This is a genomic window from Acetobacter sicerae (assembly GCF_011516765.1).
GTDB classification, from domain to species: Bacteria; Pseudomonadota; Alphaproteobacteria; order Acetobacterales; family Acetobacteraceae; genus Acetobacter; species Acetobacter sicerae.
Window position 1 is genome coordinate 78,301 of sequence record NZ_JAAABN010000008.1, and the last position, 26,229, is coordinate 104,529.

A 26,229-nucleotide genomic window follows, 5' to 3' on the forward strand; every position below is an offset into this window, starting at 1 on the left:
TGTGGCTGTCCGCGATGTCTGCGCATTCCGGAGGGAGGGCATGCCGAAATCTCTTGCCACACCTCCCTTCACACAGCAGAATCCTTGAAGACTCTTCAGCAGAAAGGCGCACCTTCCATCTCTGGTTCCAATGAAAAATCCGGCCTGACGTTTGGTCGCTCCATCGAACTTCTTGGAGCAGCATCCGGTCTGAATTCACGTTCCGCCACCATTCTGCGGGAGCTGGTGGAGCATTATCTGGAGACAGGAGATCCGGTCGGCAGCCGCACGCTGTCACACCGTCTGCCCCTCGGTCTCTCTCCCGCGACGATCCGCAGTGTGATGGCCGACCTGACGGATGCTGGTCTTTTGTTTTCGCCGCATACCTCGGCAGGACGTCTGCCTACCGAAAAAGGACTTCGCCTGTTTGTCGACGGCCTGCTTCAGTTCGGCAATCTCAGCGAGGAGGAGCGTGAGTCCATCTCCAGCACGCTGGAAATGCGTGGACGCTCGATGGAAGACACCCTGACGGAGGCGTCATCGCTGCTGTCAGGTCTGTCGCAGGCCGCCAGTCTCATCATTGCGCCCAAAAGCGAGGGAGCGATCAAACATATCGAGTTTGTCGCTCTTGGGGGTAACCGCGCGCTTGTGGTGCTCGTCGGCGCTGACGGGCAGGTCGAGAACAGGGTGATCGAAACACCGGCTGGGATGCCACCATCCACCCTGACGGAAGCCGCGAACTACCTGAACGCCCGCCTGACCGGTCGCACGCTCGTCGAACTCAGGACGCGGGTGAATGACGAGATGGAAGCGGATCAGACCCAGCTTGATCAGCTTGCCACGGAAGTTGTGGCCAGCGGTCTGGCGACCTGGAGCAACGAGGGGCGGGGCGGCACGCTGATTATCCGCGGGCAGGGCAATCTGCTGACCGATATTACGGAAATCGAGCGTCTTTCGACCATTCAGCGTCTGTTCGAGCGGCTGGAAAAGCAGGACGCCATGCTGCGCCTGCTGGAACTGGCCGAGAATTCGGACGGTGTCCGCATCTTTATCGGCTCGGAAAGCGGACTGTTCGGGGCGTCCGGCATGTCGATGGTTGTGGCGCCGGCCCGAAATGAGGCCCGACGGATTGTGGGCGCCATCGGGGTTATTGGCCCGACGCGGATCAATTACGGCAGGATCATTCCTGTTATTGATTATACAGCCCGGGTCATCGGACAGATGCTTGGGTAGCTGGGCAACTGGCCGCTTTACTGATGTGGAGAGCGGTCAATGAAGGTGTCGATGCAGAGCAGAGACATTGCCGCGCTGCTGGAGGTCAGAAATATGCCACCCGGTTTTGGCCGGATGACATATCTGATGCCGTGATTATTTGACCTGTGCTGCGTAGCCGAGAAGCTTGGTTTTGAGATCGGTTGCGAGTTTCACCAGATCCGCGTTTGTGGATGTAGCGCTGTCTGCATCAATAACAGTGCTTGTGGTTTTTGTGCTGCTCGCAAGATAGCGCGCATAGGCTCTGTCGAAGGCTGCGCCGTGCAGACGCTGCATCTGGTCGATGACTTTCTGACTTTGCGCGGAGGGCTTGGCCGCCAGTGTTACCGTGCCGGTTGTAGCAAGCGCGGTCAGCTTGTCATGATTATCGGTCAGATCTTTTACGATCGTCGTGCTGAGGAGCGCGATGTCGTTGCGGGCGGCGTGGGTTTTGGCAAGGTTGGCCAGCGCAATGTGGGTCAGATCCGCATCATTGAGCTTTGTGGCGAGACCTGTGTCCACAGCAGTAAAGGGGGCGGGCTTCGCCAGAGAGGGCAGAGGAGGTGCAGGCGGCTGACCTGGGTTCATGCAGGCGCTCAGCGTGAAAAGCGAAACGACAAGAGAAGAGCAGGCAAGCACCTGATGACGGGACGGAAGAAACATGATCAGCAAATTCTCCTTTGACCTCAGGGGGTGTTTTGCATGACTGCCCAAGGTCTCAGATAACACTATTAAAGAACCCCAATGATAATAGCGTATGGTTGGGAGGAAAAGGCAAGACACGAGAGACACAGGTGCTCCGCGATTTTGGAAAGGAGCGTAAGTCATCATTCGACCTGAGGAGGGAAAGTTTTATGGGCAGGACTGCCATCTGCCTCACAGCATCCTTTCTTCCCGAAATATGCAGGAAGAAATCATACAGCCGGATCAAAGTCTGAGGGTTTGTCGTTTCCGCCTCTTGCATTGCATGGGAAGAAAACAGTACGTAATAATTCGACGCGTCTTGCTTAAAGCGTTCTGGACACGGTGTGAGGATAGTCGAAGAAATGAAGTGTGGTATTTGGGGTTTGTTAACGGTCGCCTCACTCTCTGTCAGCTTAAGCGGTTGCGGATATTTTGATTCACGGGCTGCGCATAAAGCACAAATCACGATGATCGGGATGACATCCTACGATCTTCAGGCTTGCGCAGGCCTGCCAGCCTCCACCAAGCAGCTCAATGATACGACGCAGATCCTGACCTACACAGGCACGCAGCCTGCGCCGAGCTTTGGCGGTTCGACCCTTATCCCGGTTGGTGATATTTCGACTCTGGTGAACACGCTTGGCGGTGGCGGTGGTACCGGTTGTACTGCCGTGATCCGCCTTGATAATGATCGTGTGTCCGACGTGCATTACACGGGCAACGATGATGAAATGATCGGCACGGATGGCGTCTGTTCGATCATCACGCGTGGGTGCGCCCGTCAGCCGGAAGGCACGATGAAGAGTTCCGCCGGTGGTATTCTTGGACCGGTTTCCGCCTTCCATCCGCCCAGAACACCGCAGCAGTCCACCACTGCGACCTATTCCAAGCAGTCAGGCAATGCGGTGCTGAATACCGAGAAGGATTCTACAGCGCCAGCTATTGTGCCGCGCGCCCAGTAAAACGCGGGCTTGAAATCAGGCTTATACTGGCGAGAGGGAATGTTGCTCCGGCGACATTCCCTCTTTTTCTTTATAGGAATTATCAGTTTCTGTTTGGTTGGGCGGTCACCCATGAACGTTGGGACGACTGGGCATAGGCCTTGTCCGTGACCCAGTGCAGGGCTGTCCTGCCTTCTTCCGGCGTTAAAACTCCTGAATCTACGTCCTTTCCGACATTCAGGGACGCCAGATCTATTTGCAGAAGAAGATAATACTGCGCTCCCATGGCGGCCGGTCCATAATGGAAGTGCGCCTGATAGATGCAGTTGAACCGCTGATAGGCAGTCCCTTTCGCAAAGGGATATTTTGCAAAGCAGTCTGAAACAGCGGCGTGCATGTCCCCTTTGCCATGATCATCCACACACCCTGACAGCAGAACAAAGACCGAGGCCGTCACCAGACATTGCACCCCCAGAGCAAAGATCCGCCGCGAAGTGCGCGTGATCTTTCTGAAATGAGCAGGCCGGGCTGTTTTTGGAAAACGTCTCATGTTCTGGATTTTTGTATCGAAAAGAGAACGGCGTGCCTCAAGAGATAAAGAGGGTGGTTGCAAAAGGCCAGACATGCTCCTGCGTCTTTCTGCCTCTACGGATGCGGGCTGTATAGTGTGAGATGTCTCATGCGTCTTCTTGGCGGCCTGCTACGCAGTTCTGGCTATGAGACCTGCGCGTGACCGGGTGCCTGGTATCACGATTGAAATTCCCGCTCTCAGCAAGGCAATGCCTTCAGAGCAGAAAAGCAGACAGCGCCATTTTTCGGATGCGTTTGGTTGGGGTGTGAACGTACCATGACAATCGGACAATCCTCATACGGGAGTTGCAGGAGGCCGCGGCTATGCCTATTAGCGTGCCACCTACCGCAGCAGGCGGTTGTGTTCGAATCTGCGACAGACTGATTAAAGTCGCTAACCTCTCAGCCACACAAACCGCCCACCATCTTCCGGGAGATGTCATCAATGAGCACGATTTCGACAAGTGAGATTTCACGTCTGCAAACCACCCTGCGTCGTCTGCTGGGCGCGAAGGGACTGAGCGTCAACGCTCCGCCGCGTCCCGGCCTGTCAGTGGAACTGGCCGTGGATGGTGAGGTGATCGGCACGATTCATCGTGATGATGACGAGGGCGAAGTGTCCTACGCCATCAATATCATCCTTCTGGAAGAAGACCTGCCGCCGCCGGTCTGAGACAGGCAGGCTGAAACAGAAAAACCTCCGATCCGTTTGGCGGGTCGGAGGTTTTCAAAAGCTGTCTGTTGGTCCGGTCGGGCTTGATTTCAGGCCTTGTGCTGCATGACCGAAGCTTCCATGACCGGATGATGGACCGCGGTCGGGAAATCCACGCGGGTCAGTTTCCACTGCCAGCGTTCAATGCGGAGCTGGACCCGTAATGGGGTTTCGTTTTCATGTCCCGGAAGCATGACCTGCGCTTCAAAACTGTTGGCGGCCGTGAAGCGCACCAGCGCATGACTGACGGCAGACAGGACGGTGCCAGCGTTGATTCTGGCGGGACCGGACGCCATCGCCTGATCGATCACATGCCCCAGATTGTCCTGCGTGACGCGTGTATCAACGGCGTTGGACACGACGTTCGTCGCGAAGGACGACCCAAATTCCGGCAGCTCGTCAGACACTTCGTTGACCTGCCCGATATTGAGGCCGTTCAGCACCTGCTCCTTGATCGACGCATCAAGAGACGACCAGTTGATCGTGTGCCCGAGCGCAATCATATCATGGTTGGAAACGGCGCCCGCAATCGTCCAGAGCGTCATGAAAGGCGACAGGGTGTAGAAAGCCAGAGACGTCGCGAGGGAGGCCAGGCAGATCACACGCGCCCGCTTCCGCGCGGGGCTGGCCCAGGCATCAGAGGAGGGTGTTGTGTCTGCGGTGTGCATGGCGGCGCTCCTGCTATTCATGATAGGGACCATATCATACGCAATGCAGTTATGCAGTTATGGTTTGCCTGCGATGACACGCATCACGGAAAAGTGATCTCACTTCTTTCGGCGTCCCGCCCGAACCACCGGAAAGACCTATGCCGCTCGACCTGACGGAAAACGAAATACAACGGTATTCGCGCCACATCCTGCTGCCGGAAATCGGGGGCACGGGGCAGGTGCGCCTGCGTAACTCTTCGGTTCTGATTGTGGGCGCGGGAGGGCTGGGGTCACCTGTCGCCTGTTATCTGGCGGCAGCGGGTGTCGGGCGGATCGGGATCATTGATCATGATCGGGTCGAGCTTTCCAACCTTCAGAGACAGATTCTGCACACCACGGATCGTGTCGGCATGAGCAAGGCTGTCTCCGCCCGTCAGACCCTTGAAGCGCTCAATCCCGAGATCTGTATCGAGACGCATGAAACACGGCTGACGACTGACAATGTCGCGGATCTTGTCTCCCGTTATGACCTTGTCTGCGACGGATGCGATAATTTCGAGACACGCTATCTGGTCAACACCGCTTGTGTGCAGCATCGCAAGACACTCGTGTCCGCGGCAGTGCTGCGGTTTGACGGGCAGCTTTCGACCTTTCGTCCCCATCTCGGTGGTCCCTGTTACGAATGCCTGTTTCCGCGCACCGGTGCGGACGGGTCCGCTCCGAGTTGTGGCGATGCGGGTATTTTTGGTGCGGTCACGGGAGTTCTCGGAACACTTCAGGCGACAGAAGCGTTGAAGGAGTTGTTGAACCTCGGCGAATCCCTTTCGGGCAGACTGCTGCTCTGGGATGCGCTGGCGACGCGGTTCACCACCATCACCATCCCAAAAGATCCGGACTGCCCGGTCTGTGGCAAACAGGAAAGACATGACCAGGACTGACACGGTGGAGCGCAAATTTGAGAAGGACTTCGCCTTTCTCCTTTGCGATAGTGATTTCAACCGGCTGCACGCGGCCTTCATGCTGGCGGCTACTGCGCTCGCCATGAACCGGTCCGTCATCATCTTTGCAACGGGGCCGGGCGTTCTGGCGCTGTGCCGGCAGTCGGCGACGTTATGGGAGAAAGAAGACCGTCAGCTTGCGATGCAGGGTGTTGCAACCCTCGACACCCTGCGGGATGCGCTTCTTTCCATGGACGCCAGACTGCTTGTCTGTGAAACTGGGCTCCGACGCGCGGGAAAGACAGAGGCCGACCTGATCGAGGAAGCCGAAGTGATTGGAATGCCTACTTTTCTTGATCTTTCAGCCGGGTATAAACTGGTCACCTTCTAGAAGCCTGTCCGTTCCCTTTGTGGTGATGGACGGGAGTCTGAGGTTCCATCTCGCGGTCAGGTGAGTGTGTCTGATCGTGATCGGCTCACATCGCATCAGGGTATTTCTGTGACGGGAATCCATGAACCCACTTGCCGACAGGCTCAGCTCTTGGCACGGATGCGGGCATGAAAGCATCCATCCCCCTGTGTGTCGCCGCGACCATTATGACTGCGGCCACAACCCTGTCGGTAACTGCCGCTGCGCATGCCGCCACATCGGATCAGCCTGCGCATCACCATAAAGGTGACGCCACCGCCGCGCATAAGGCAGGTAAAAAGGCGACGCATACGGGAGCGCATTCGGATAAGGCGCAGAAGACTCACCATGACGCCGAGGTGAAAGCCCACGGTTCGTCCGCGACAGCCCATCACAAGAAGCATGAGGCGGCGACCAGAGAAGAAGCGTCTCACAAGAGCAAGGCGACGCATAAAGCCCATCCGGCAAAACATGCGGCTCATGGTGCGCCGTCCGAAACGGTGCGTCCGGTCCCGGTTCCCGTGCCCGCGGACGGTAATCCGGCACAGCCAGCCTCGCCGGACGAAGCGCCGAACGGCTCCAACGCCAATGGACAGGACCCCACGAAGGGCAGCAATACCGGCCTTCCGCTGCCTCGTTTCGCGGCCCTGCGCGCGGATGATGTGAACATGCGCGCCGGTCCGGGTCAGCGCTATCCCATCCAGTGGGTCTATCATCGTCGCGGTCTGCCCGTGCAGATCGAGCGCGAGTTTGATGTGTGGCGTCTGGTGGAGGATGCTGATGGAGTAAAGGGCTGGGTGCATCAGGCCACGCTCATCGGCTCGCGTGATTTTGTGATTCCATCCCTGCCGGGCACGACGGTTCCTTCTCCGGAAGCCGATGCCAAACCGGCGCCGGACGCATCCGCTGCGGCGAAGGTCGATGGGCAGAAAGGTGAGACGCCGAAAACCGAAGCACCGAAAGCTGAGGCTCCGGCCGCCAACCGGCACACCGAAGCCAAGATCATCAGCCGTGTCTCCACCAGCGCGGATGTGGCGAAGCTGCCCGGTGCGGTCATTCTGCATTCGTCGGCTGACGATGAGTCCGCCGCTGTCGCAGTGCTGACCCCGGGCACTGTTGGAACCATCAAGACCTGCGCTTCCGGGTCATCATGGTGCAAGGTTTCGGTGCAGCGTTACGAGGGCTGGGTTCACCGGGCCCAGATGTGGGGAATCGGTCCGGACGAGGCCTATCCGCCATCCTGAAGGTGTGATCACCCTTTTTTGTCCGAAAGGGACGGATGCGCGGTGATCGGATGACAGGTTTCCTTCGTTGAGTCAGTCTCGGGGCATCCGGCTCGCAACAGGAGACAGCAACCATGGTCGTCGCTCAGTGCCGCACAAAAATCGTGGCCACACTCGGACCTTCCTCATCGACGCATGAGGTGATCAGGGGGCTCGCTCTTGCCGGGGCCGATGTCTTTCGGTTCAATTTTTCCCACGGCACTCACGACGATCATGCCGCCCGTTACCGGATCGTGCGGGAAGTCGAGCAGGAAATCGGACGACCGCTCGGTGTCCTTGCTGACATGCAGGGGCCGAAGCTGCGGGTAGGCCGTTTTGCGGATGGGAAGGTTCTGCTGGAAACGGGCAGACCGTTCCGTCTTGATCTCAGTGACGCACCGGGCGACGCCTCCCGGGTCAATCTCCCCCACCGGGAGATCATTTCCGTGGCGAAGGAAGGCTCCGTTCTCCTGCTGGACGACGGCAAGCTGAAGCTCATCATCAGGAAGGTCGGTGACGATTTTCTGGAAACGGAAGTTCTGGTGGGTGGTCCGCTCAGCAACCACAAGGGGGTGAATGTCCCTGATCTTGTGCTGCCCATTCCCGCCCTCACCACAAAGGATCGGGACGATCTCGCCTTTGCGCTGGAGATGGGAGCGGATTTCATCGCCCTGTCTTTTGTGCAACGCCCGGAAGACGTTCTGGAGGCGCGGAGTCTGGTGCAGGGGCGTGCCTGGCTGGTGTCCAAGCTGGAAAAACCGCAGGCGCTGGACAATCTGGCGGCCATTCTCGACGCGTCCGATGCGGTCATGGTGGCGCGTGGGGATCTCGGTGTGGAACTGCCGCCGGAGGTTGTGCCGCTGGCGCAGAAACGGATCATCCGTGAAGCCCGCCTGCTCGGCAAACCGGTGATCGTGGCGACGCAGATGCTGGAGAGCATGATTTCGGCTCCTACACCCACCCGCGCCGAAGCCTCGGATGTTGCAACCGCCGTGTTTGACGGTGCGGACGCCGTGATGCTGTCTGCCGAGTCCGCCGCCGGTCAGTATCCGTGTGAAGCGGTGACGATCATGAACCGGATTCTGGAGCAGGTGGAATCGGACGAGGGCTGGCGCATGATCATGCAGGCCAGCCGTCTTGCTCCCGAGCATTACATTGCCGACGCCATTGCTCATGCCGCCCAGCAGGTCGCCACCACGCTGGCCGCTTCGGCCATCGTGGCCTACACGCATGCCGGGCCGACCGCCTTGCGCATCGCCCGTGAGCGCCCGATCGCCCGTGTTCTCGGACTGACGCCGACCATTGCAACGGCCCGACGTCTGGTTCTGGTCTGGGGCGTGCAGTCCTTTGTCACGCCTGCGGACAAGCAGGTTCGGGATACGGAAGCCATGGTTTCGACGGCGCTGGAGGCGGCGCTCAAGAGTCATGTCGCCGCTCCGGGCGACACGATCGTCATCACGGCCGGCGTGCCTTTCGGGATCAGCGGATCGACCAATACGATCCGGGTTGCGAAAATTCCTGAAGCCTGAAGTGATCCCTTCTCCCTCTGGCCCCGGCTGAAGGGGAAGGGTAAAGAAGACAGGACTAAACGGATGTTCCGTTTCCCACAGCGACTTACGCAGGCGACTTCAGGCACGGCATGAGCAAGACACGACAGTTTTTCGGGACCGACGGCATCCGCGGGAAGGCGAACACTTCTCCCATGACCGTGGAGATTGCTCAGAAGCTCGGTCAGGCTGCCGGGCTGCATTTCCGTCGGGGCAGTCACCGTCACCGCGTGGTGGTCGGCAAGGATACCCGCCTGTCGGGTTACATGATCGAATGCGCGCTTGTGGCCGGTTTCCTGTCGGCGGGTATGGATGTGACCCTTGTCGGTCCAATGCCGACTCCCGCCATCGCCATGCTGACACGGTCTCTTCGCGCTGATCTGGGCGTGATGATTTCCGCCTCTCACAATCCTTTCAGTGACAACGGCATCAAGCTGTTCGGACCGGATGGTTTCAAGCTTTCCGATCAGGAAGAAACCACGGTCGAAGCGCTGATGATGACGGATCTGACGTCGCAACTGGCGTCGCCTGCCGAGATTGGTCGCGCCTCGCGTCTCAATGATGCCGCTGGTCGCTATATCGAGCACGCCAAGGCCTCGCTTCCCAAAGGCTGTCGTCTCGACGGGCTGAAAATCGTCATCGACTGTGCGAATGGCGCAGCTTACCGCGTCGCTCCAGCTGCCATCTGGGAGCTGGGCGCGGAAGTGATCCGTCTGGGCTGTGATCCTGACGGTGTGAACATCAATGAAGGCTGCGGCTCCACCCATCCGCAGGAACTCTGCGAGGCGGTGGTCCGGCACGGGGCCGATCTTGGTATTGCGCTGGACGGTGATGCTGACCGTATGCTGCTGGTTGATGAGACCGGGCACCTGATCGACGGCGACCAGATTCTGGGCCTGATCGCCCGGTCATGGGCCAAGGCCGGACGACTGGCGACGTCTTCGGTCGTGGCCACCGTCATGTCCAATATGGGGCTTGAGCGTTTTCTGGCGGATGGCGGTCTGAAGCTTGAGCGCACCGCCGTCGGCGATCGTTATGTCGTTGAGCGGATGCGTGAAAACGGAGCCAATGTCGGCGGCGAACAGTCGGGACACGTGGTGCTCTCCGACTTTGCGACCACGGGCGATGGACTGCTTGCCGCGCTTCAGGTTCTGGCCGTGCTGATTGAGGATGGACGCCCGGCCAGCGAGGTCTGCCGGGTTTTCTCGCCTTATCCGCAGCTTCTGAAAAACATCCGGTTTTCTGGGACCAGCCCGCTGCGTCTGCCTGAAGTGCAGGCAGCCCGCGATGATGTGGTGGCGCAGCTCGGACAGAAAGGCCGCCTCGTCCTGCGTGAAAGCGGGACTGAACCGCTGGTGCGCGTGATGGTGGAGGCCGAGCACGAATCGGATGTGCAGCAGGCTGTGAACGCCATGTGTGACGCCATCAACTCAGCCCATGTGGCGGCCTGATCATGCGCGGGCGGGTTCTCAGCATAGCAGGTAGCGACTCCGGCGGAGGGGCCGGTATCCAGGCGGACATCAAGGCGATTACCGCGCTTGACGGTTTCGCCATGACGGCGATTGCCGCTCTGACCGCCCAGAACACGATGGGTGTAGTCGATATTCTTGATGTGCCGCCCGAGTTTCTCAGAACCCAGATTCGCTGCGTGCTGGACGATATTGGCGCGGATGCTTTCAAGACCGGGATGCTTGGCCGGGCTGAGTGCATTCATGTGGTCGCGGAAGAAATCAGCCGTTACCGGAAGATCCCCTTCGTCCTTGATCCCGTAATGGTTGCAAAGGGCGGCGCGGCGCTTCTTGTTCCGGACGCGATCTCGGCGCTGATCGATTCCCTTCTGCCGCTCTCCACGCTCCTGACGCCGAACATCCCGGAAGCTGAGGCGCTTCTTGGGGTGCAGATCGAGACGGAACAGGACATGATTGATGCGGGGCACGCCCTGCGCGACAAAGGTGTGCCGGCAGTGTTGGTGAAGGGAGGGCATATGAAAGGCCCCCGTCTCGCTGACGTGCTGGTGGATGGTGATACGGTCGAGATCTTCACGTCTCAGCGTATCGATACCCGTCATACACATGGAACGGGCTGCACACTGGCCAGCGCGATTGCGACGCGGCTTGCACAGGGGCGCTCCCTGAGAGACGCTGTGAAGGAAGCGCGGGCTTATCTGATCGGCGCCATTACCCATGCTCCGGGATATGGCCATGGGGCAGGCCCACTGGACCACGGCATTACGATTGCCGCGAACTGGATTGCCTGAACGGAAATGTCTGAAAATCTGACAGAGTGTCGTCCGGTCCCTCCGGAAGCAGAAGACACTCTGTCACATGCGGCGTTCTGACAGTTGTGATTCTCAGGCGGCGACGGTTTCCTGTTGTTCGGCCGGTGCTGCGGCTTCATTGGTTTCCAGACGCTGGAACTGCTCGCGCAGCATGTAACCCCGACCCCAGACGGTGGTGATGAGGTTGCCTGCGCCCGCCGCCTGCAACTTTTTCCGCAGCTTGCAGATGAAAACATCGATGATCTTCATCTCCGGTTCATCCATGCCGCCATAAAGATGGTTCAGAAACGCATCCTTGGTCAGAACCATCCCCTTACGCAGGACGAGCAGTTCCAGAATGGCATATTCCTTACCCGTCAGATGGACAGGCGCATCGTTCACCATGACTTCGCGGCTGTCGAGGCTGAGCTTGAGCGGTCCCACACGCAGGGTCGGCTCGCTGAAGCCCTTGGAGCGCCGCAGAATGGCCTGCATCCGCGCGACCAGTTCATCGGGATCAAAGGGTTTCGTCATGTAGTCGTCCGCGCCGATGGAGAAGGCTTTCACCTTTGCCTGCGGGCGCGTCAGGCCGGAGAGAACCACCATCGGGGTGGTGACGCGTGCTGCGCGGGCCCGGCGGACAACCTCGTATCCTTCGATGTCAGAGAGCATCAGCTCAAGGACAGCGAGATCATAATCATAGTGCCGGAGCATCTCGACGGCTTCTTCGCCGGACTGGACATGATCGACTGTGAAACCAGCCCCCTTCATGATCTGGGAGATTTCACCGACAGAGGAGAGATCGTCTTCAACGAGCAGAACGCGCATGATGGTAACCCTTGGTTCGTTGTTGATCATTAGTTACCACCATGGGTTGTATTGGTCCACGGAAATTTCACGTAAAGATTGTATAAAGATTTTTGTTAACCGTCATAAACACGCAAATTGTCTTTTTTTTTATCTATTTGACCCAGAAACACGGAACCCGAATGGTCTCAACCGGAGAAATCTTATGAAATCGGATTTCCTCACGCAGGTTAATGCAACCTGTGCGAGTATTCCTGCTGCTGTTGCGACCGGGCGAATCACGTCGCTATCGGGGCTCGCCGTGACGGTCACGGGTCTTGGAAGTCTGGCGTCGGTCGGCGACCGGGTGTTCCTGATGCGGCGGAACAGCGCGGCGATTCCTGCGGAAATCATAGGATTCTCCGGCAGCCACGCTCATGCCATGGCCTTTGGCAGCCTTGATGGGCTGGCAAGCGGAAGCGAGGTCCAGTTTCCTGTCTTTATTGGCTCCCGTGCCCCGAAACCGGGAGGAAGCCTGCCTGTGTCGGACGGATGGATCGGACGGATCATTGATCCTCTCGGTCGTCCGCTCGACGGCAAGGGCCCCTTGCCGCCGGGTCCTGTGCCGCGACCGGTGCGTACGGCGCCCCCGGATGCGACCCTGCGCGCCCGTCTGGGGCCGAGAATCGATCTTGGTGTTCGGGCCATGAACCTTTTCACGACCTGCCGGGAAGGGCAGAGACTCGGGCTTTTCGCCGGGTCAGGCGTGGGAAAATCCACGCTGATGTCGATGCTGGCCCGTAATACCGCCTGCGATGTGGCCGTCATTTCCCTTGTCGGGGAGCGGGGAAGGGAAGTCCGCGAGTTTGTAGAGGACGATCTGGGACCGGAGGGACTCGCCCGTTCGGTTGTCATCGTAGCGACCTCGGATTCCCCTCCGCTCATGCGGCGGGAAGCCGCCTATGCGGCGCTCACCGTCGCCGAGTATTTTCGTGACGAAGGCAAATCGGCGCTTCTGCTGATGGATAGCGTCACCCGGTTCTGTCAGGCGCTGCGTGAAATCGGTCTGTCCGTGGGTGAACCTCCGGCCACGCGAGGCTATCCTCCTTCGGTCTTCGCGGAACTGCCTCGACTGCTGGAACGGGCCGGACCCGGCATTGTGCGTCCTGATGGTTCCGCCGGGCAGATCTCCGCGCTTTTTTCGGTTCTTGTGGAAGGCGATGATCAGAACGAGCCCGTAGCCGATGCGGTGCGTGGCATTCTGGACGGGCATCTGGTTCTGGACCGGCGCATCGCGGAGACAGGCCGTTACCCGGCTATCGACATTCTGCGCTCACTGTCCCGTACTGTGCCCGGCTGCAATTCCGCTGATGAAAATGCGCTGACCCGGCGCGCCCGCGCCATTCTTGCCACTTATGCAGAGATGGCCGACATGATCCGCCTGGGCGCCTATCGGCCCGGAGCCGATGCGGCGGTTGATGAAGCCATCAAGCTCCGACCGGCCATTGAGGCCGTCCTTTCGCAAGGCCGCCACGAACGCTTCACGCTGGAGCAGAGCTTTGCCGCCTTGAGAGACGCACTTGCCGAAACACCCGTCCAGGAAAACTTGGTCGCGGCCGCGATGGCCGTTTCCTGATCGTTTAGCGCAACCCCAGACAGACCGAGAACCATCCCATGTCGTCCTCACCGCTTGATTCCCTTTTGAAAATCCGAAAGCAGGAGCTTGATGAAGCCAAGAAACTGCTTTCGGAAGCATTGGCGCGGGCCATGACTGCGTCGGACGCCGTGAAGGCCGCGGAGCAGAACATGGTCCGCGAGAGAGACATGGCGCTGGATTTTTCGGCGGATGATCAGGTGGTCGAGGCCTATTCCCGGTGGTTGCCGATCGGTCGGGCGGCCCTCGACAGGGCGCGTCTGAGTGAACAGGACGCCGCCATGGAGGTGGAGGCCTGTCGCACGCGGGTCAACATGGCCCGGTCAGCGCTCGAAGCTGCTGAAAAACTGGCCGAAACGCGGGCCAAGGAGCAGCAGGAACTGGCGCAGAAAAAGGAACAGGCCATGCTGGATGATCTCGCCATGCGCCGGGCGACCCGGAAGAAAACAGACTGAAGGCGTCAGACTACAGCACTGGCCGCCGTCAGGTTTCCTCAATGCGTGTGTTCCTTGGGGAAGCAGGTTTCGTTCATGCAGCCCCGCCGGATGTAGTGCGCCGGCTCAAAAGAAAAATCGTGACAGGAATACGGAGACACAGGAAATAATGGATTTCTTTCCTTTCCTGTAACCACCCGGATTTCGTTCATGACCACCCGTAACCTGATGCTGAACACCCGGTCCGAGACCGAGGCTCTTGCCCGCAGGCTGGCTGGTCTGACCCGTTCGGGGGACGCCATTCTGCTTTCCGGATCGCTCGGCGCAGGAAAAAGCGTGTTTGCGCGGGCCTTTCTGCGCACCCTGTGCAATGACCCGACGCTGGATGTCCCCAGTCCCACCTTTACGCTGGTCCAGTCCTATGACTCGCCGCAGGGTGAAGTGTCACATTTCGATCTCTGGCGATTACAGGGCCCTGAAGCGCTGGAAGAACTCGGTTGGGACGACGCCCTCACAGGCATCGTGCTGGTTGAATGGCCTGAGCGGCTGGAGGACCTCACGCCGCCCGATGCCCTGCATGTCACGCTGAAACCCCGTCCTGTCACCGGACAGGACCCTGACGCAGAAGACCAGCCCCGGGAGGCCGTTCTGACAGGCTGGGCAGACCGTCTGTGAACGGGACGGTGGCGCTCTTGCAGCACTCTTTTTGACGGATCATCCTTCTCTGATGAACGCTTTCTCTGCTTCCGGTCTCGTCACCATTCCTGCCCATCTCCGTTTTCTGGACGAAATCGCGGCGCGCTGGACCGCAGGTGTGGAGGAAGATCCCGAGCGGATCGGTGACGGCACTCTTGTTCTGCCGGGTCGTCGCGCCGCTCGCGCTCTGACCGAAGCCTTTTTGCGGCAGGCGGACGGACGGGCGATTCTTCTGCCCCGGATCATTCCCATCGGCGGACTTGATGAAGCGGAAACGGCGCTCGCCAGTCCTGACGCCCTGCTGCTGCCACCGGCTGTGCCGCCCATGCGGCGGCTCGCCATTCTCACGCGACTGGTGCTTCAGGCGGAAACCGCTTTCGGCACCCGTCCGATGCTGGATCAGGCATGGCCTCTCGCAAGGGCGCTTGCTGATCTGATGGATGAGGCGGAGCGTTCGGGCATCAATCTGGCCGAAACCCTGCCGGACGCTGTCGATGAAAACTTCGCCACGCACTGGCAGGCGACCCTCCGGTTCCTCGGCATCATCACCCGCGTCTGGCCTGACTGGCTGCGTGAGCAGGGAGTGATGAATCCCGTCGCCCGCCAGATCGCGCTGCTGGACGCGCAGGCTGATTACTGGGCGCATCAGGTTGATGGAACGGCGCGTCTCTGGGCCGTCGGTTTTACCGATGCGCTGCCGTCCACTGTCAATGCGTTGCGGGGTGTGCTCCAGCATCCGCACGGCCAACTGATCGTACCCGGTCTTGATCGGGAGATGGATGGCGAGACGTTCGCCACTCTCCCGGACGGTCACCCGCAGGCGGGTCTGTCCCGGCTTCTGGCCAGCCTCGATTCCCGTCGGGACGATGTGGAGACATGGTCCTCCGTTCTGTCAGACGACGAAAACCGTTCTGTTCTCGCCTCCCGCACTCACACCATTGCACGGGCTCTGTTGCCCGCCGCCGCACTGTCGGACTGGGCGGCCAATCCTGAACGTGGTGAGTGTGCTGGTCTGCACCGCCTTGCCTGTGCTGACCAGCAGGAGGAAGCCGCCGCCATCGCCCTGATTCTGCGGGCTGGTATCGAGCAGAAGAACAAGAGGGTCGCCCTTGTGACGCCGGATCGGGCGTTAGCGGGACGTGTGGCGGCTGAGCTGGCCCGCTGGGGCATCCTTGCGGACGACAGTGCGGGTGAACTGCTCATCACTACACCCGCCGCTGTATTGCTGCGTTTGCTGGCGCAGGCCGTGGATCAGGATCTTGCGCCCGTCTCGCTGCTGGCGTTGCTGAAACACCCACTGGTTGCGTGCGGCATGTCGCCCGGCACGGCCCGCGCCTCCGCCCGTCTGCTGGAACGTCGACTTCTGCGTGGTCCAGCGCCCGCGCCGGGCATTGAAGGGCTGCGGCGACATCTGGAAGAGAAGCAGAAGAGGGAAGGGGCTTCTCTTGATGGCGCGTCGGCGGATCGGCCTGATGAACCGCAGCCTCTCGACCTGTTCCTGACAGCCATTGAACGCTGCCTTGCGCCTGCGCTGGAAAGCGCCCGCGAAGAAAGGACACTTCCGGACCAGCTTACGGCGCTGCTCAAGGCTGCCGAGGCGCTCACCACAACCGATGATACGCCGGGCGCGGAAAAACTCTGGCGTGGCGAAGACGGCAATGCCCTCGGTCGCCGTTTCTCCGACCTGCTGACGGCCACGGATGTGCTGCCTCCCCAGCCGTGGGCCGTGCTCGACGGGCTGCTGGCCGCCGTCTTCACCGAGGAGCGCGTGCAGAGTCGGCGTGCGTTGAGAGGACGTGGCGAGACGACCATCACGCTCCATCCCCGCGTGTTTATCTGGGGTCTGACCGAGGCCCGCCTTCAGACGGTCGATCTCATGGTGCTGGGCGGTCTGGTTGAAGGCGTCTGGCCCCCAGCCACCGATCCGGGGCCGTGGCTCAGTCGTCCCATGCGTGCGCGTGTCGGGCTGCCATCTCCTGAGCAGGCCATCGGGCAGGCGGCACATGATTTCGCATCCTGCCTGTCGTCCGCTGCCGAAATTGTGCTGTCCACACCGGGTCGTCGTGAAGGTGCGCCCGCTGTTCCCGCCCGATGGCTGGTGCGGCTGGATGCTTTCCTCGCCGGACGGGGGCAGAAACTGGTTGAGCATCCGGCGCAATCGTGGCTGTCGCAGATCGACCGCCCCGCCGGCGCAGCGCAGCCGGTTGCGGCCCCTGAGCCACGCCCCCCTGTCGATAGACGGCCCCGTCGCCTGAGCGTCACCGAGATCGAGACATGGATGCGTGATCCTTACGCCATCTATGCCAAACATGTGCTGCATCTGCGTCCGCTTGATCCGCTGGAGCAGTCTGTTGATGCATCCGATTACGGTATGCTGGTGCATGGCGCGCTCGACATATGGTTTCAGAAACATGGTGCAGAGTGGCCGCATGATCCTGTGACGTCCCTGCGCAAGGCGTTTCTCGACAGTCTGGACGCCGCCAGTCTGCGCCCGGCGCTGGCTTCATGGTGGCGACCCCGTCTGCTTCGCATCGCCGACTGGGTCGCACAGGCCGAGGCCGCCCGTCGGGCAGGCGCTTCTCCGCGGGCCATTCTGACGGAAGCCAAAGGTCGCGCCACCATTACGGATACGCCGGGTGGCACCTTTACCCTGACGGGCCGGGCAGACCGTATTGATCTGTTTGACGACGGGAAGATGGCGTTGCTCGATTACAAGACGGGCACGGTCCCTTCCACGAAAGAGGTGATTGCCGGGTGGAGTCCGCAGCTTCCGCTTGAAGCCGCCATGCTGACGCTGGGCGCGTTCCCGGAGGCGACGAAGCATTTTTCTGCTGATGAGAGCAGTCATTCTGAAGTTGGTGATCTGATCTACTGGCGTCTGACCGGCGGAGCGGAGCCGGGGTCTGAGACGGTGGTGAAAAGCAGGGAGATCAGCATCGCCGAGCTTGCCCAGCAGGCCTGGGAAAGTCTGCGCCAGCGTGTGATCGCGTATGACAGCAAGGCGCAGCCGTATCTTTCACATCCTCATCCCGGAAAGCCACCGCGTTTTGCAGACTATGCCCAGCTTGCCCGTGTGACGGAATGGAGCACGGCGCGTGAGGAGGGGGGAGAATGAACAGCGTTTCGTTTCTTTCGCTGTCTGTGAAGGGTATGATTGCATCTCTTCTGATCTCATCAGTCAGGATTATGGATCGTGACCGGAAGCGGGCACCGACCTTTTCACTCCGACTGGTTTTCAAAGGCGCAGCCTTTGGCGGGGCAGGGGCAGCGCCCCTGAACAGACGCACGAGGTTGCCAGCATGACTCTCCCCACCAGCGCCATCGATCTCGCCAACGCGCAGCAGAACGCGGCGTCTGATCCAAATGCGTCCGTGTTCGTGTCCGCTTCCGCAGGCAGCGGCAAGACCAAGCTGCTCATCGACCGCCTGCTGCGTCTGATGTTGCCACGTCAGAACCCGCATGACCCTGCCAGCCCGCTCATTCCCGGCACATGGCCGGGACGTATCCTCTGTCTGACGTTCACCAAGGCGGCCGCGGCTGAAATGGCGATCCGCCTCCAGCGCACGCTCGGTGAGTGGGTTACCCTGCCGGATGACAGACTGGATCAGGCGCTTGGCAGACTGAATGTTCCCACGTCGGCCCGTGCGGAAGCCCGCGCCCTGTTCGCCCGTGTGCTCGATCTGCCGGGCGGCATGCGGATCGGCACGATCCACGCTTTCTGTCAGTCGCTGCTGCGTCGTTTTCCACTGGAAGCCGCCACCAATCCGCATTTTACGCTGATGGAAGATACGGACGCCTCGCTGGCTCTGTCGGAAGCGACGGAGGCGGAACTGGGACGTCTTCCTGCCAGTCTGGTCGAGCCGCTGGCGGCACAGATTTCACTCGTGGATCTGCTGGGTCTGCTGACTGAACTCCGTTTCAGTGGTCAGAGTCATGATGCGCTGGCGCTTGCGCGCACGGACAGGGAAACCTTGCGGAAGAAACTGCTCAGAGCGCTGGGCGTGAAGGCGGTTCCTGACGGGGATCCGGTTCTGGCGGCCTGCACGGACATTCCTGATGAGGATACGCTGCGCGAAGCACTGAAAACGATGCTGGAAACGGCTCCGGCGACAGCGCAAAAACGTGCCGCCGAGATGCTGGACTGGCTGTCGCATTATCCGCCAGAGCGGGCCGCGAACTGGTCCGCGTGGCAGGGATTTTTCCTGACCGGTAAAGGCGAGCTTCGCAAGAACGCTGGCGCCAGCGAAAAATATGCTAAAAACTATACCTCAACGGTTGATCGGATTCAGGAAGAAGGCAGACGTATTCTTGCTGTCGAGGAAACACGCCGCGCCATTACTCTCGCCAATCTGACGCTTGCGCTTCTGCGTACGGCTGCTCCGGTTCTGGAAACCTACAGTACTGGCAAGGCGTTGCGCGGACAGGTGGAGTATGACGATCTCATTCTCCGCACGCTCGGGCTGCTCCGTGATCCCGGTGCGGCGTGGGTGCTTTACAAACTCGACGGTGGCATCGACCATCTTCTGCTTGATGAGGTGCAGGACACCTCCCGCGAGCAGTGGCGGATTGCTGGTGATCTGACGGAAGAATTCTTCTCGGGCGTCGGTGCGCATGATGAAAATTCTGGACCGCGCACAGTCTTTGCCGTGGGCGATTACAAACAGTCGATCTATGGATTTCAGGGAGCTGACCCAGAAGCTTTCCGCGAATGGCGTCAGACTTTTGAAAAGCGTGCCCAGAGCGCCGAGGCGCTCTGGCGCGAACCCCAGCTGACCGTCTCGTTCCGCTCCACCACACCGGTTCTGTCTCTTGTCGATGCGGTCTTCAGTCATCCGCTCGCTGCCCGCGGTGTTAGCGAGCCGGGTCAGGCGATGCCGCGTCATGAATCCGCTCGTCCGGGACAGGGTGGGCGTGTCGAACTCTGGCCTCTCGTACCGCGCGTCATTGAAGGCGAGGAGGATGCCGGGGAACCTGATCCATGGGCGGCAACCCGGAAAAATGTAGGACAGATTTCGCCACAGCAGCGCCTTGCGGACACGCTGGCCCGCTGGATCGCCGCGCAGTTGCTGCAACCTCCTGCTCCGGGAGAAACACAGCTGACGCCGGGCGATGTGCTGATTCTCGTGCCGCGCCGTTCCGCCTTCGTGCGGGCGTTGATCCGTGCGCTCAAGACCGCTGACGTGCCAGTGGCGACGCTTGTGCGGACCGGCCTTGCCGACCAGACGGTGGTGCAGGATCTGATGGCGTTGTGCGATGCGCTGCTTCTGCCCCAGGACAATCTGACGCTGGCCTGCGTGCTGACCTCGCCGCTCGGTGGCCTCAGCGATGACAGTCTGATGGCGCTGGCCATGGATCGTGATGGCGAACCGCTCTGGACCGTCCTGCGGGAACGTCACGCCGAGCGTCCGGACTGGTCGGCGGCATGGAATTATCTGTCGGCCCTGTTCCGCCGCGTGGATTATGCCTCGCCCTACACGCTGCTGTCCGAAGCGTTGGGTGTGCATGGCGGTCGCGCCCGTATCCTTGCGCGTCTTGGTCCGGAAGCTGCCGAGCCGATTGATGAGCTTCTTTCCGCCGCTCTTCGTTATGAGGAAAATCACGCGCATTCCCTGCAGGGTTTTCTACACTGGCTTCGTAACTCCAATGAAAGCGTCAAGCGGGAAGCGGAGGCAACGGGGAACGCCGTGCGTGTGATGACGGCGCATGGCTCCAAGGGATTGCAGGCGCGACTGGTCATCCTGCCTGATACGATCGGGACACCTCGTTCCGACAGTCGGCTTCTCTGGCTTCCAGAGAAAGGGAGTAGTTCGAACCTGCCGGTATTCGTCCCGCGCACTGATACTGCAACAGATGTGACGAAAGCGGTACGTGAGAAACTTCGTGAGCAGGCAGCAGAAGAATATAACCGCCTGCTCTATGTCGCCCTGACCCGCGCCAGCGATCGGCTGATTGTCTGTGGTTGGGAGACAGGGCGCACGCTCAGTGATGAAAGCTGGTACGCACGTTGCGTAGATGGCTTCACTGCGGCTGAGGCGGTGTCTGAACCGTTTGATCTCGGATGGGAAGGATCACGACTGGTCCTGCAAGAAATTGCGACTGTCATGAAGACAGCGCATGCTGAAGCACCTTTGCCATCCCAGGCGCCTCTTCCAGCATGGGTCGGGCATGCGCCTGACTGGACGCCCATAGAGCCGCCTGTGGAATCCGCGCTCGCCCGTCCATTGTCTCCGAGCCGTCCTGATGACGCGCCCTTTGGTGAGCAGCCTTCGACCAGATCGCCACTGGATATTGCGGCACTTACTCCAAATGCGGCCCGTGAGGCGGCGTTCCGCCGTGGCACGCTTGTTCACGCACTGCTCCAGTTCCTGCCAGATCGACCGGAAGCAGACCGGACAGATATAGGTTATAACTGGCTGCTTCAGCCCGGTAACCAGCTGGATGAACAGGAATCGGCCCGACTGGTCGCACGTGTCATTAAAGTGATGGAATCACCAGTGCTGGCACCGCTGTTTGCGGAGGGGAGTCGTGCGGAGCAGAGGCTGGCGGGCGTTGTCGGAGAAACTGTGATTGTCGGTCAGGTCGATCGTATGGTCGTGCTGCCGGATCGTGTGCTGGTCTGCGACTTCAAGACCAATCGTCGTCCGCCTTCATCAGTGGAACGCACGCCGGTGATGTATCTGCGACAGATGGCGGCCTATCGCGCGTTGCTGCAATCGCTGTATCCGGGACGTGCCGTGGAGTGCTGTCTGGTGTGGACGGAGGTTCCGGCGGTCACTGTGTTGCCCGGGGATCTGCTGGAGGAATACAGACCGCGATGACGGAAGTGTTCTGAAAATCTGTTTATTTAATTGAGGTTGTTGGGATTTTTTTTGGAAAAAGGAGCATCTCTTATAATCCTGAAATCTAAGCGGGACCAAAGGATCTGTGTCCCTTTGTAGGATATGGGGCAACGTCCCATAGAAAGAGTTCGCCGTTTCATTGATGTCTGCAGGATATATAAGTGTTTTTGGACTGTGAGACATGTGAGGTTTCTTGGGGAAGGAACCAAAAACGTCGTGTTACTTTCAGATGATTTTAGACGCGCTGCATTGTCCAGACCACGCGGCCGATGATGGTCATGGCATGGCCGTCAGGGGAGCCCAGACTCACCTGGTCAGCAGGGAAAGTTGCTGACTGATAGGCCGGATTATCGGACTGAACGAGAAAATCACCATTGGCTGTCCGGGAGATTCTTTTTACGAACAGACCTCCGTGCATCACGACAGCATAGACACCCTCGATCCTTGTTGAAGGCTGGGTGTCTATCAGCAGACGATCACCGCTGTGGATGGTCGGAAGCATGGAATCGCCGTCAGCCGTGATCATGATCAGGCCGGAAGGTTGCAGGCCCAGTTCTTCCGTCAGAAAGGATCGCGGAAACTGTATGGGATGTCCGACACTTTCCTCACAGGTCCGCCCAAAACCGGCGGAGGCTCTTGCATCGTAATAAACGACAGAAACGGAAGAGGAGAGTTTGGTCTCTCCCGTCCAGAGCCATTCGACCGAGACATCAAGTTCTCTGGCCATTTCATCAATTTTTGAAGGTTTCCAGTCTGCGCCGGGCTTCTGATACTTCCCGATCATGGACTCGGAAATGCCTGTAGCGAGATGCAGTTGTCGTGCGGAGCCGTAACGCTGGATGGCCTGCGTGAGTCTTCCTTCGCGGGTTGAAAGGTCAGGAGCTTCTTTCAGGGAAGGACCACGACGACGACTGGAGATTTTCTTTTCTTCGGCCATTACGGGGTGTGAGTTTGTTCTGAGAAGGTGTCTATATAATAACACTCCCCAAAAGAGGTTTTTCGCTTGCTTATATGAGTTGAATGGCTCATATTTCTCTCCGAAAGGGCGGTTGGAAAATCGTTAAAAACTCACAAAAGACTAGAAGCGGCAAAAATCCTTACTCAATGGATGATGTATGTCACAGATCGATCGTAAAAAACAAGTCCATTCGCGGTCATATGATGGGCCAAATCCTATTCGTATGAGCGATCGGGACTGGAATATCATGATTTCGGCTCTCTCTGATGACCAGAAGGAAGTGCTGAATATGCTGCGGCAGCGGGCGCAGTGCTGCACGCAGATGGCTGTTTCCGGGACGCATGCTACCGCTGTGACGCTGGAAGTTGCGGAAACGGCCATGGAAGCCCTGTTACAGAAATTGGCGGAAATGGAAGTGAGTTTTCCATTGAATGGATTTCCTCTCTCAGGGAGTTATGCGTGATGGTCAGGAAATTTGAGGCCGAGCGGGCGGAAGATCTGGGGAAGGCCGCCAGGGCGCTGTACGCAAAGGGGAAGAGTATTCGTGCGATTTCAGAGCAGATCGGGGCGTCGCGATCCTATGTTCATCGGATCCTGATGCGTGCACGGGCAGAACATCTCGCCGCCATGGTCAGCCAGCGTCGTATTGCTCAGGGTAATGATCCCCTCCCTCCGGGAAACATTATCAGCATGGGAGCCATAAGTTTGCATAACAGAAGGTATATTCATTGAATAATCTGTGGCGTGGATGTGTATATCGTTTGAAGCTGGTGGGTGATTTTTCATGAGTGGTATTTGTGGGATGAATAAAATACATTTTCTGTATTGATGTTCAGAAAGATGTTTCCTGAAATTATTCAGGATATTTTTAAATAATTTCGCAAATCCATATAAAATTTCAGATGGTATAACAGGACAGACGGCAGTATACGATCTTATTGGAATAACTGCTGTTACAGCGGCTCCCTTTATTGCCGCAACCGCTGCGGGAGCAGGGCTGCTGCCGGAACGGCTCTCGTGACAGACGCGAGTTCCCTTGCAAAATGGGCATTCCTCCCACCACCATCTCCGGGACAGGAAAAAAACGAATATAGAAATTCTGTAACCAGTCAGGGATAGAGTTTTGGCTCCTGCGTGTCGTAGTATATGTGGGAACCAATCTCTATTTTTTTAAAAGAGTAATTTTTCTATTGGAGTATGTGTGTGTTGAGTAAAATAGAAAAATATTCTCTATATCTGTTCATTGTTTCTGAAGTGATTCTTGTCATGAGTATAATGACTTACGAGGATTTCCAGAAACAGGACAGATTTTTGTTTTCCGCAATGGCGCTGGTTTTTCTGATATTCCCGTTCGGCATTCTGAAAGCGGACAGGCGGTTTAAATTGTTCTTTGTTGTGGGCGTGTTCTATTCTTTCTTTATGTCGGCAGGGTTTTTCTTCCTGAAGATGAGCCTGATAACGCCGCTTTCTTATCTTGATATATCAAGGTGTTTATTAGTTGCGCTATTTTTCGTTCTTCTGTTTTTTATTGCAAAATTCAAGAAATCCCAAATGTGAAATAGACAAATTGTCGGGAAATAATCATTCCGTATTTTCTGACGCCTCGTTCTCGCAAAAAGAAGGGCCTGAAAAATAATCAGGCCCATAATGCCGACCAGAAATCAGCCGCCTGCTTTTTTCGCAGCGTCGAACGCATCCATGATGCGCGTCGAATAAACCAGCGCCGCGCCCGCATTCAGGGCAATGGCGACGCTCAGCGCCTCGCCGATCTCCTCGCGTGTCGCTCCAGCCTTTACGGCTTCCGCAGCATGAATGGTGATGCAGCCATCGCAGCGGGTCGTGGCGGCGACAGCAAGCGCAATCAGTTCCCGCGTCTTGGCGTCCAGATGGCCGCTCTTCGCGCTGGCGCTGTTCAGGGCAAGAATGCTTGAGACAGTGTCCGGCGCGACAGAGCTATAAGCGCCGATGGCCTTGCCCAGATGTTCGCGCCGTTCATTCCAGTCGCTCCAGTCTGTCATATCCTGAATTCCTCTGCTTGGGATGAAAGTGCCTCACGATAGGACGATGTCCGTGCGCCGCCTCTTCACCACCGCGTGAGTATGGTGTCACGAGCGAGTGTGGCCTATTGCCACTCTCTTGCTGGTCACAGCAGGCATCGCTATCGGCAGAAGCTATGGATACCATGAACAGACAGCCCCTTTCCGCCCAGTCCCGGACTTCTGGCCAGCCTCAGGCATCAGGTCCATTCGCGCTGTATGAAGAGCGTGTCGCCAGCGGCACCCTGCGGCGTGACCCGGATCAGGAACGAGTCGCCAGACGCCTCGATCGTCTTTGGGTCGAACTGGAGGCTTATCGCCCCGCTCCGGTCAAACCGCCGGAAGAGCGCAAAGGCCTGTTGTCGAAGCTCGTCAGCAAACTGCCTGAACTGCTGAACCGGACGGACGAACGTGTCGATGACGGTATTCCGCGTGGGGTGTACATCGTGGGTCGTGTCGGTCGCGGCAAGACCATGCTGATGGATCTGTTCTTTTCCTGCGTCACGATCGAGAAGAAGCAGCGCATCCACTTTCTGACCTTCATGCAGGAAGTGCATCAGCGGCTCCGGGCGCTCAAGGAAGCCAATCCGGGGATGAGCGATCCGATCCCTCCTTTGGCCCGGACAATCGCCCAGGACGCGACGCTTCTCTGCTTTGACGAGTTTCAGATCAACGACATCGCCGACGCCATGATTCTGGGGCGTCTTTTCGAGGCGCTTTTTGCGGCGAAGGTCATCATCGTCGCCACATCGAATACCGTGCCCGGTGATCTGTTCCAGAATCGGCCCGGTGCGGATGCCTTCAAGCCATTCATCGCTATCATCAAGCGCCATCTGGACACTGAAGTGCTGGATTCGGAAACCGATTACCGCCGTGGACGCGATCAGGACGACACAACATGGATCGTTCCGGCCGATGAGACGGCCAGACGGCGTCTCGACAAGATCGTGGCGCGTTATGGCGAAGGCCATCCGGTGGAAAAGGTGACGCTGGAATTCAGTGGCCGGTCCCTGCCGGTCGATCATGCACAGGGGCCGGTTGCCCGTTTCGATTTCACTTCTCTGTGTAGCAGACCGCTGGGACCAAATGATTATTTGGCCATCGCCAGGAAATTTCCCGTTATTGTGATGGACGACATTCCATCGCTCGGACCCGACGATGCGAACGTCGCCAGACGCTTCATCACATTGATTGACGCCTTGTACGACAACGGCAATTTGCTGTTCGTCTCTGCCGACGACTCCCCGGATAACCTCTTCCCGTCAGGGGAGGGCGCGGACGCATTTGCCCGCACGGCGTCCCGTCTCATGGAAATGAGCAGCGAGAGCTGGCTGGCCCGCGCCCATGGTCCGGGGGGAGTCCTCTCCAGACCGTGACAGCCCGACGGCTTGTCGTGTCTTTTTCGGCGGTCTAGCAAATTTCGCAGTAACCCGGCCGGGACCGGGTATGGCCGGGTCACCCGGTCGTGGAATGGAGACACGCAGATCATGGATATGTTTGCAGAGACGCAGCCATCCCGTCTGAAGTCGCTTTCCTGCGGTCAGGTGACCAGTTCTTCAGCTTTGGACGTAACAGTCATGTCGAAACGGCCTATCGACCGGCTTGGGGAGGTGACACACAGACTCA

At 58.7% G+C, this 26,229-nt stretch carries 24 protein-coding genes; 18 read left to right on the forward strand and 6 right to left on the reverse strand.

All coding sequences use genetic code 11. The annotated features are described in order from the left end of the window. Positions 1-144: 144 nt before the first annotated feature. Positions 145-1,212, forward strand: a complete 1,068-nt coding sequence (gene hrcA / locus GVI59_RS10545; RefSeq protein WP_173574316.1) for a heat-inducible transcriptional repressor HrcA — start codon at positions 145-147, stop codon at positions 1,210-1,212. 135 nt (positions 1,213-1,347) lie between these two features. Here hrcA and GVI59_RS10550 read toward each other — a convergent pair whose 3' ends face one another. Further along, positions 1,348-1,893 (reverse strand): DUF4142 domain-containing protein, encoded by a 546-nt coding sequence (locus GVI59_RS10550; RefSeq protein WP_173574243.1) that lies wholly within the window; start codon positions 1,891-1,893, stop codon positions 1,348-1,350. Between the two features lie 488 nt (positions 1,894-2,381). On the opposite strand from GVI59_RS10550, the gene GVI59_RS10555 reads away from it, so the two are divergent. After that, positions 2,382-2,876 carry a hypothetical protein gene (locus GVI59_RS10555; RefSeq protein ID WP_173574244.1) on the forward strand — a complete coding sequence of 165 codons (495 nt, stop codon included), beginning with the start codon at positions 2,382-2,384 and terminating at the stop codon, positions 2,874-2,876. An 82-nt stretch (positions 2,877-2,958) separates the two neighbouring features. Here GVI59_RS10555 and GVI59_RS10560 read toward each other — a convergent pair whose 3' ends face one another. Continuing rightward, entirely contained in the window at positions 2,959-3,405 is a 447-nt protein-coding gene (locus tag GVI59_RS10560; protein ID WP_242013059.1) for a hypothetical protein, read from the reverse strand. Positions 3,406-3,870: 465 nt separating this feature from the next. Here GVI59_RS10560 and GVI59_RS10565 point away from each other — a divergent pair, with 465 nt between their 5' ends. After that, a complete protein-coding gene (locus GVI59_RS10565) occupies positions 3,871-4,098 on the forward strand; it encodes a DUF3126 family protein (RefSeq protein WP_099348936.1) in 228 nt (75 codons plus the stop codon). 89 nt (positions 4,099-4,187) lie between these two features. Here the strand turns inward: GVI59_RS10565 and GVI59_RS10570 are convergent, their stop codons facing one another. Then, on the reverse strand, positions 4,188-4,805 hold the full coding sequence (locus tag GVI59_RS10570; protein WP_173574245.1) for a DUF2939 domain-containing protein: 618 nt from the start codon (positions 4,803-4,805) through the stop codon (positions 4,188-4,190). 140 nt (positions 4,806-4,945) lie between these two features. Between GVI59_RS10570 and GVI59_RS10575 the strand changes: the two genes are divergently transcribed. The 6 genes from GVI59_RS10575 to thiD all read left to right on the forward strand — a co-directional run bounded on the left by GVI59_RS10575 (position 4,946) and on the right by thiD (position 11,200). Beyond that, a complete protein-coding gene (locus GVI59_RS10575) occupies positions 4,946-5,725 on the forward strand; it encodes a HesA/MoeB/ThiF family protein (RefSeq protein WP_173574246.1) in 780 nt (259 codons plus the stop codon). Next, the gene (locus GVI59_RS10580) at positions 5,712-6,116 is read left to right on the forward strand and encodes a DsrE family protein (protein WP_173574247.1); all 405 of its coding nucleotides are present in this window, start codon (positions 5,712-5,714) and stop codon (positions 6,114-6,116) included. The genes GVI59_RS10575 and GVI59_RS10580 overlap by 14 nt, the downstream gene beginning before the upstream one ends. 131 nt (positions 6,117-6,247) lie before the next feature. Then, the gene (locus GVI59_RS10585; protein WP_173574248.1) at positions 6,248-7,378 is read left to right on the forward strand and encodes an SH3 domain-containing protein; all 1,131 of its coding nucleotides are present in this window, start codon (positions 6,248-6,250) and stop codon (positions 7,376-7,378) included. A gap of 113 nt (positions 7,379-7,491) precedes the next feature. After that, a complete protein-coding gene (pyk, locus tag GVI59_RS10590; protein ID WP_173574249.1) occupies positions 7,492-8,925 on the forward strand; it encodes a pyruvate kinase in 1,434 nt (477 codons plus the stop codon). Positions 8,926-9,035: 110 nt separating this feature from the next. Continuing rightward, entirely contained in the window at positions 9,036-10,394 is a 1,359-nt protein-coding gene (gene glmM, locus GVI59_RS10595) for a phosphoglucosamine mutase (RefSeq protein ID WP_173574250.1), read from the forward strand. 2 nt (positions 10,395-10,396) lie between these two features. Beyond that, a complete protein-coding gene (thiD, locus tag GVI59_RS10600) occupies positions 10,397-11,200 on the forward strand; it encodes a bifunctional hydroxymethylpyrimidine kinase/phosphomethylpyrimidine kinase (protein ID WP_173574251.1) in 804 nt (267 codons plus the stop codon). 93 nt (positions 11,201-11,293) lie between these two features. Here the strand turns inward: thiD and GVI59_RS10605 are convergent, their stop codons facing one another. After that, on the reverse strand, positions 11,294-12,028 hold the full coding sequence (locus GVI59_RS10605) for a response regulator transcription factor (RefSeq protein ID WP_173574252.1): 735 nt from the start codon (positions 12,026-12,028) through the stop codon (positions 11,294-11,296). 184 nt (positions 12,029-12,212) lie between these two features. Between GVI59_RS10605 and fliI the strand changes: the two genes are divergently transcribed. From fliI to addA, 5 genes are all read left to right on the forward strand, one after another. Next, a complete protein-coding gene (fliI, locus tag GVI59_RS10610; RefSeq protein WP_173574253.1) occupies positions 12,213-13,622 on the forward strand; it encodes a flagellar protein export ATPase FliI in 1,410 nt (469 codons plus the stop codon). Between the two features lie 38 nt (positions 13,623-13,660). After that, positions 13,661-14,095 carry a flagellar FliJ family protein gene (locus GVI59_RS10615; protein WP_173574254.1) on the forward strand — a complete coding sequence of 145 codons (435 nt, stop codon included), beginning with the start codon at positions 13,661-13,663 and terminating at the stop codon, positions 14,093-14,095. A 189-nt stretch (positions 14,096-14,284) separates the two neighbouring features. Beyond that, positions 14,285-14,749 (forward strand): tRNA (adenosine(37)-N6)-threonylcarbamoyltransferase complex ATPase subunit type 1 TsaE, encoded by a 465-nt coding sequence (gene tsaE / locus GVI59_RS10620; RefSeq protein WP_173574255.1) that lies wholly within the window; start codon positions 14,285-14,287, stop codon positions 14,747-14,749. Positions 14,750-14,801: 52 nt separating this feature from the next. Continuing rightward, positions 14,802-17,885 carry a double-strand break repair protein AddB gene (gene addB, locus GVI59_RS10625; RefSeq protein WP_173574256.1) on the forward strand — a complete coding sequence of 1,028 codons (3,084 nt, stop codon included), beginning with the start codon at positions 14,802-14,804 and terminating at the stop codon, positions 17,883-17,885. A gap of 184 nt (positions 17,886-18,069) precedes the next feature. After that, positions 18,070-21,588 carry a double-strand break repair helicase AddA gene (gene addA, locus GVI59_RS10630; RefSeq protein WP_173574257.1) on the forward strand — a complete coding sequence of 1,173 codons (3,519 nt, stop codon included), beginning with the start codon at positions 18,070-18,072 and terminating at the stop codon, positions 21,586-21,588. A 256-nt stretch (positions 21,589-21,844) separates the two neighbouring features. Here addA and GVI59_RS10635 read toward each other — a convergent pair whose 3' ends face one another. After that, positions 21,845-22,546 carry a LexA family transcriptional regulator gene (locus GVI59_RS10635; RefSeq protein WP_173574258.1) on the reverse strand — a complete coding sequence of 234 codons (702 nt, stop codon included), beginning with the start codon at positions 22,544-22,546 and terminating at the stop codon, positions 21,845-21,847. A gap of 178 nt (positions 22,547-22,724) precedes the next feature. On the opposite strand from GVI59_RS10635, the gene GVI59_RS10640 reads away from it, so the two are divergent. From GVI59_RS10640 to GVI59_RS18850, 3 genes are all read left to right on the forward strand, one after another. Continuing rightward, a complete protein-coding gene (locus tag GVI59_RS10640) occupies positions 22,725-23,030 on the forward strand; it encodes a hypothetical protein (RefSeq protein WP_242013060.1) in 306 nt (101 codons plus the stop codon). Beyond that, a complete protein-coding gene (locus tag GVI59_RS10645; RefSeq protein ID WP_173574260.1) occupies positions 23,030-23,299 on the forward strand; it encodes a helix-turn-helix domain-containing protein in 270 nt (89 codons plus the stop codon). Before GVI59_RS10640 ends, GVI59_RS10645 begins: the two co-directional genes overlap by 1 nt. Before the next feature lie 543 nt (positions 23,300-23,842). Continuing rightward, the gene (locus GVI59_RS18850; protein ID WP_206752370.1) at positions 23,843-24,124 is read left to right on the forward strand and encodes a hypothetical protein; all 282 of its coding nucleotides are present in this window, start codon (positions 23,843-23,845) and stop codon (positions 24,122-24,124) included. A gap of 104 nt (positions 24,125-24,228) precedes the next feature. Here the strand turns inward: GVI59_RS18850 and GVI59_RS10650 are convergent, their stop codons facing one another. Further along, positions 24,229-24,585, reverse strand: a complete 357-nt coding sequence (locus GVI59_RS10650; RefSeq protein WP_173574261.1) for a carboxymuconolactone decarboxylase family protein — start codon at positions 24,583-24,585, stop codon at positions 24,229-24,231. Positions 24,586-24,749: 164 nt separating this feature from the next. On the opposite strand from GVI59_RS10650, the gene zapE reads away from it, so the two are divergent. Then, positions 24,750-25,979, forward strand: a complete 1,230-nt coding sequence (gene zapE, locus GVI59_RS10655) for a cell division protein ZapE (RefSeq protein WP_173574262.1) — start codon at positions 24,750-24,752, stop codon at positions 25,977-25,979. Positions 25,980-26,229: the final 250 nt, after the last annotated feature.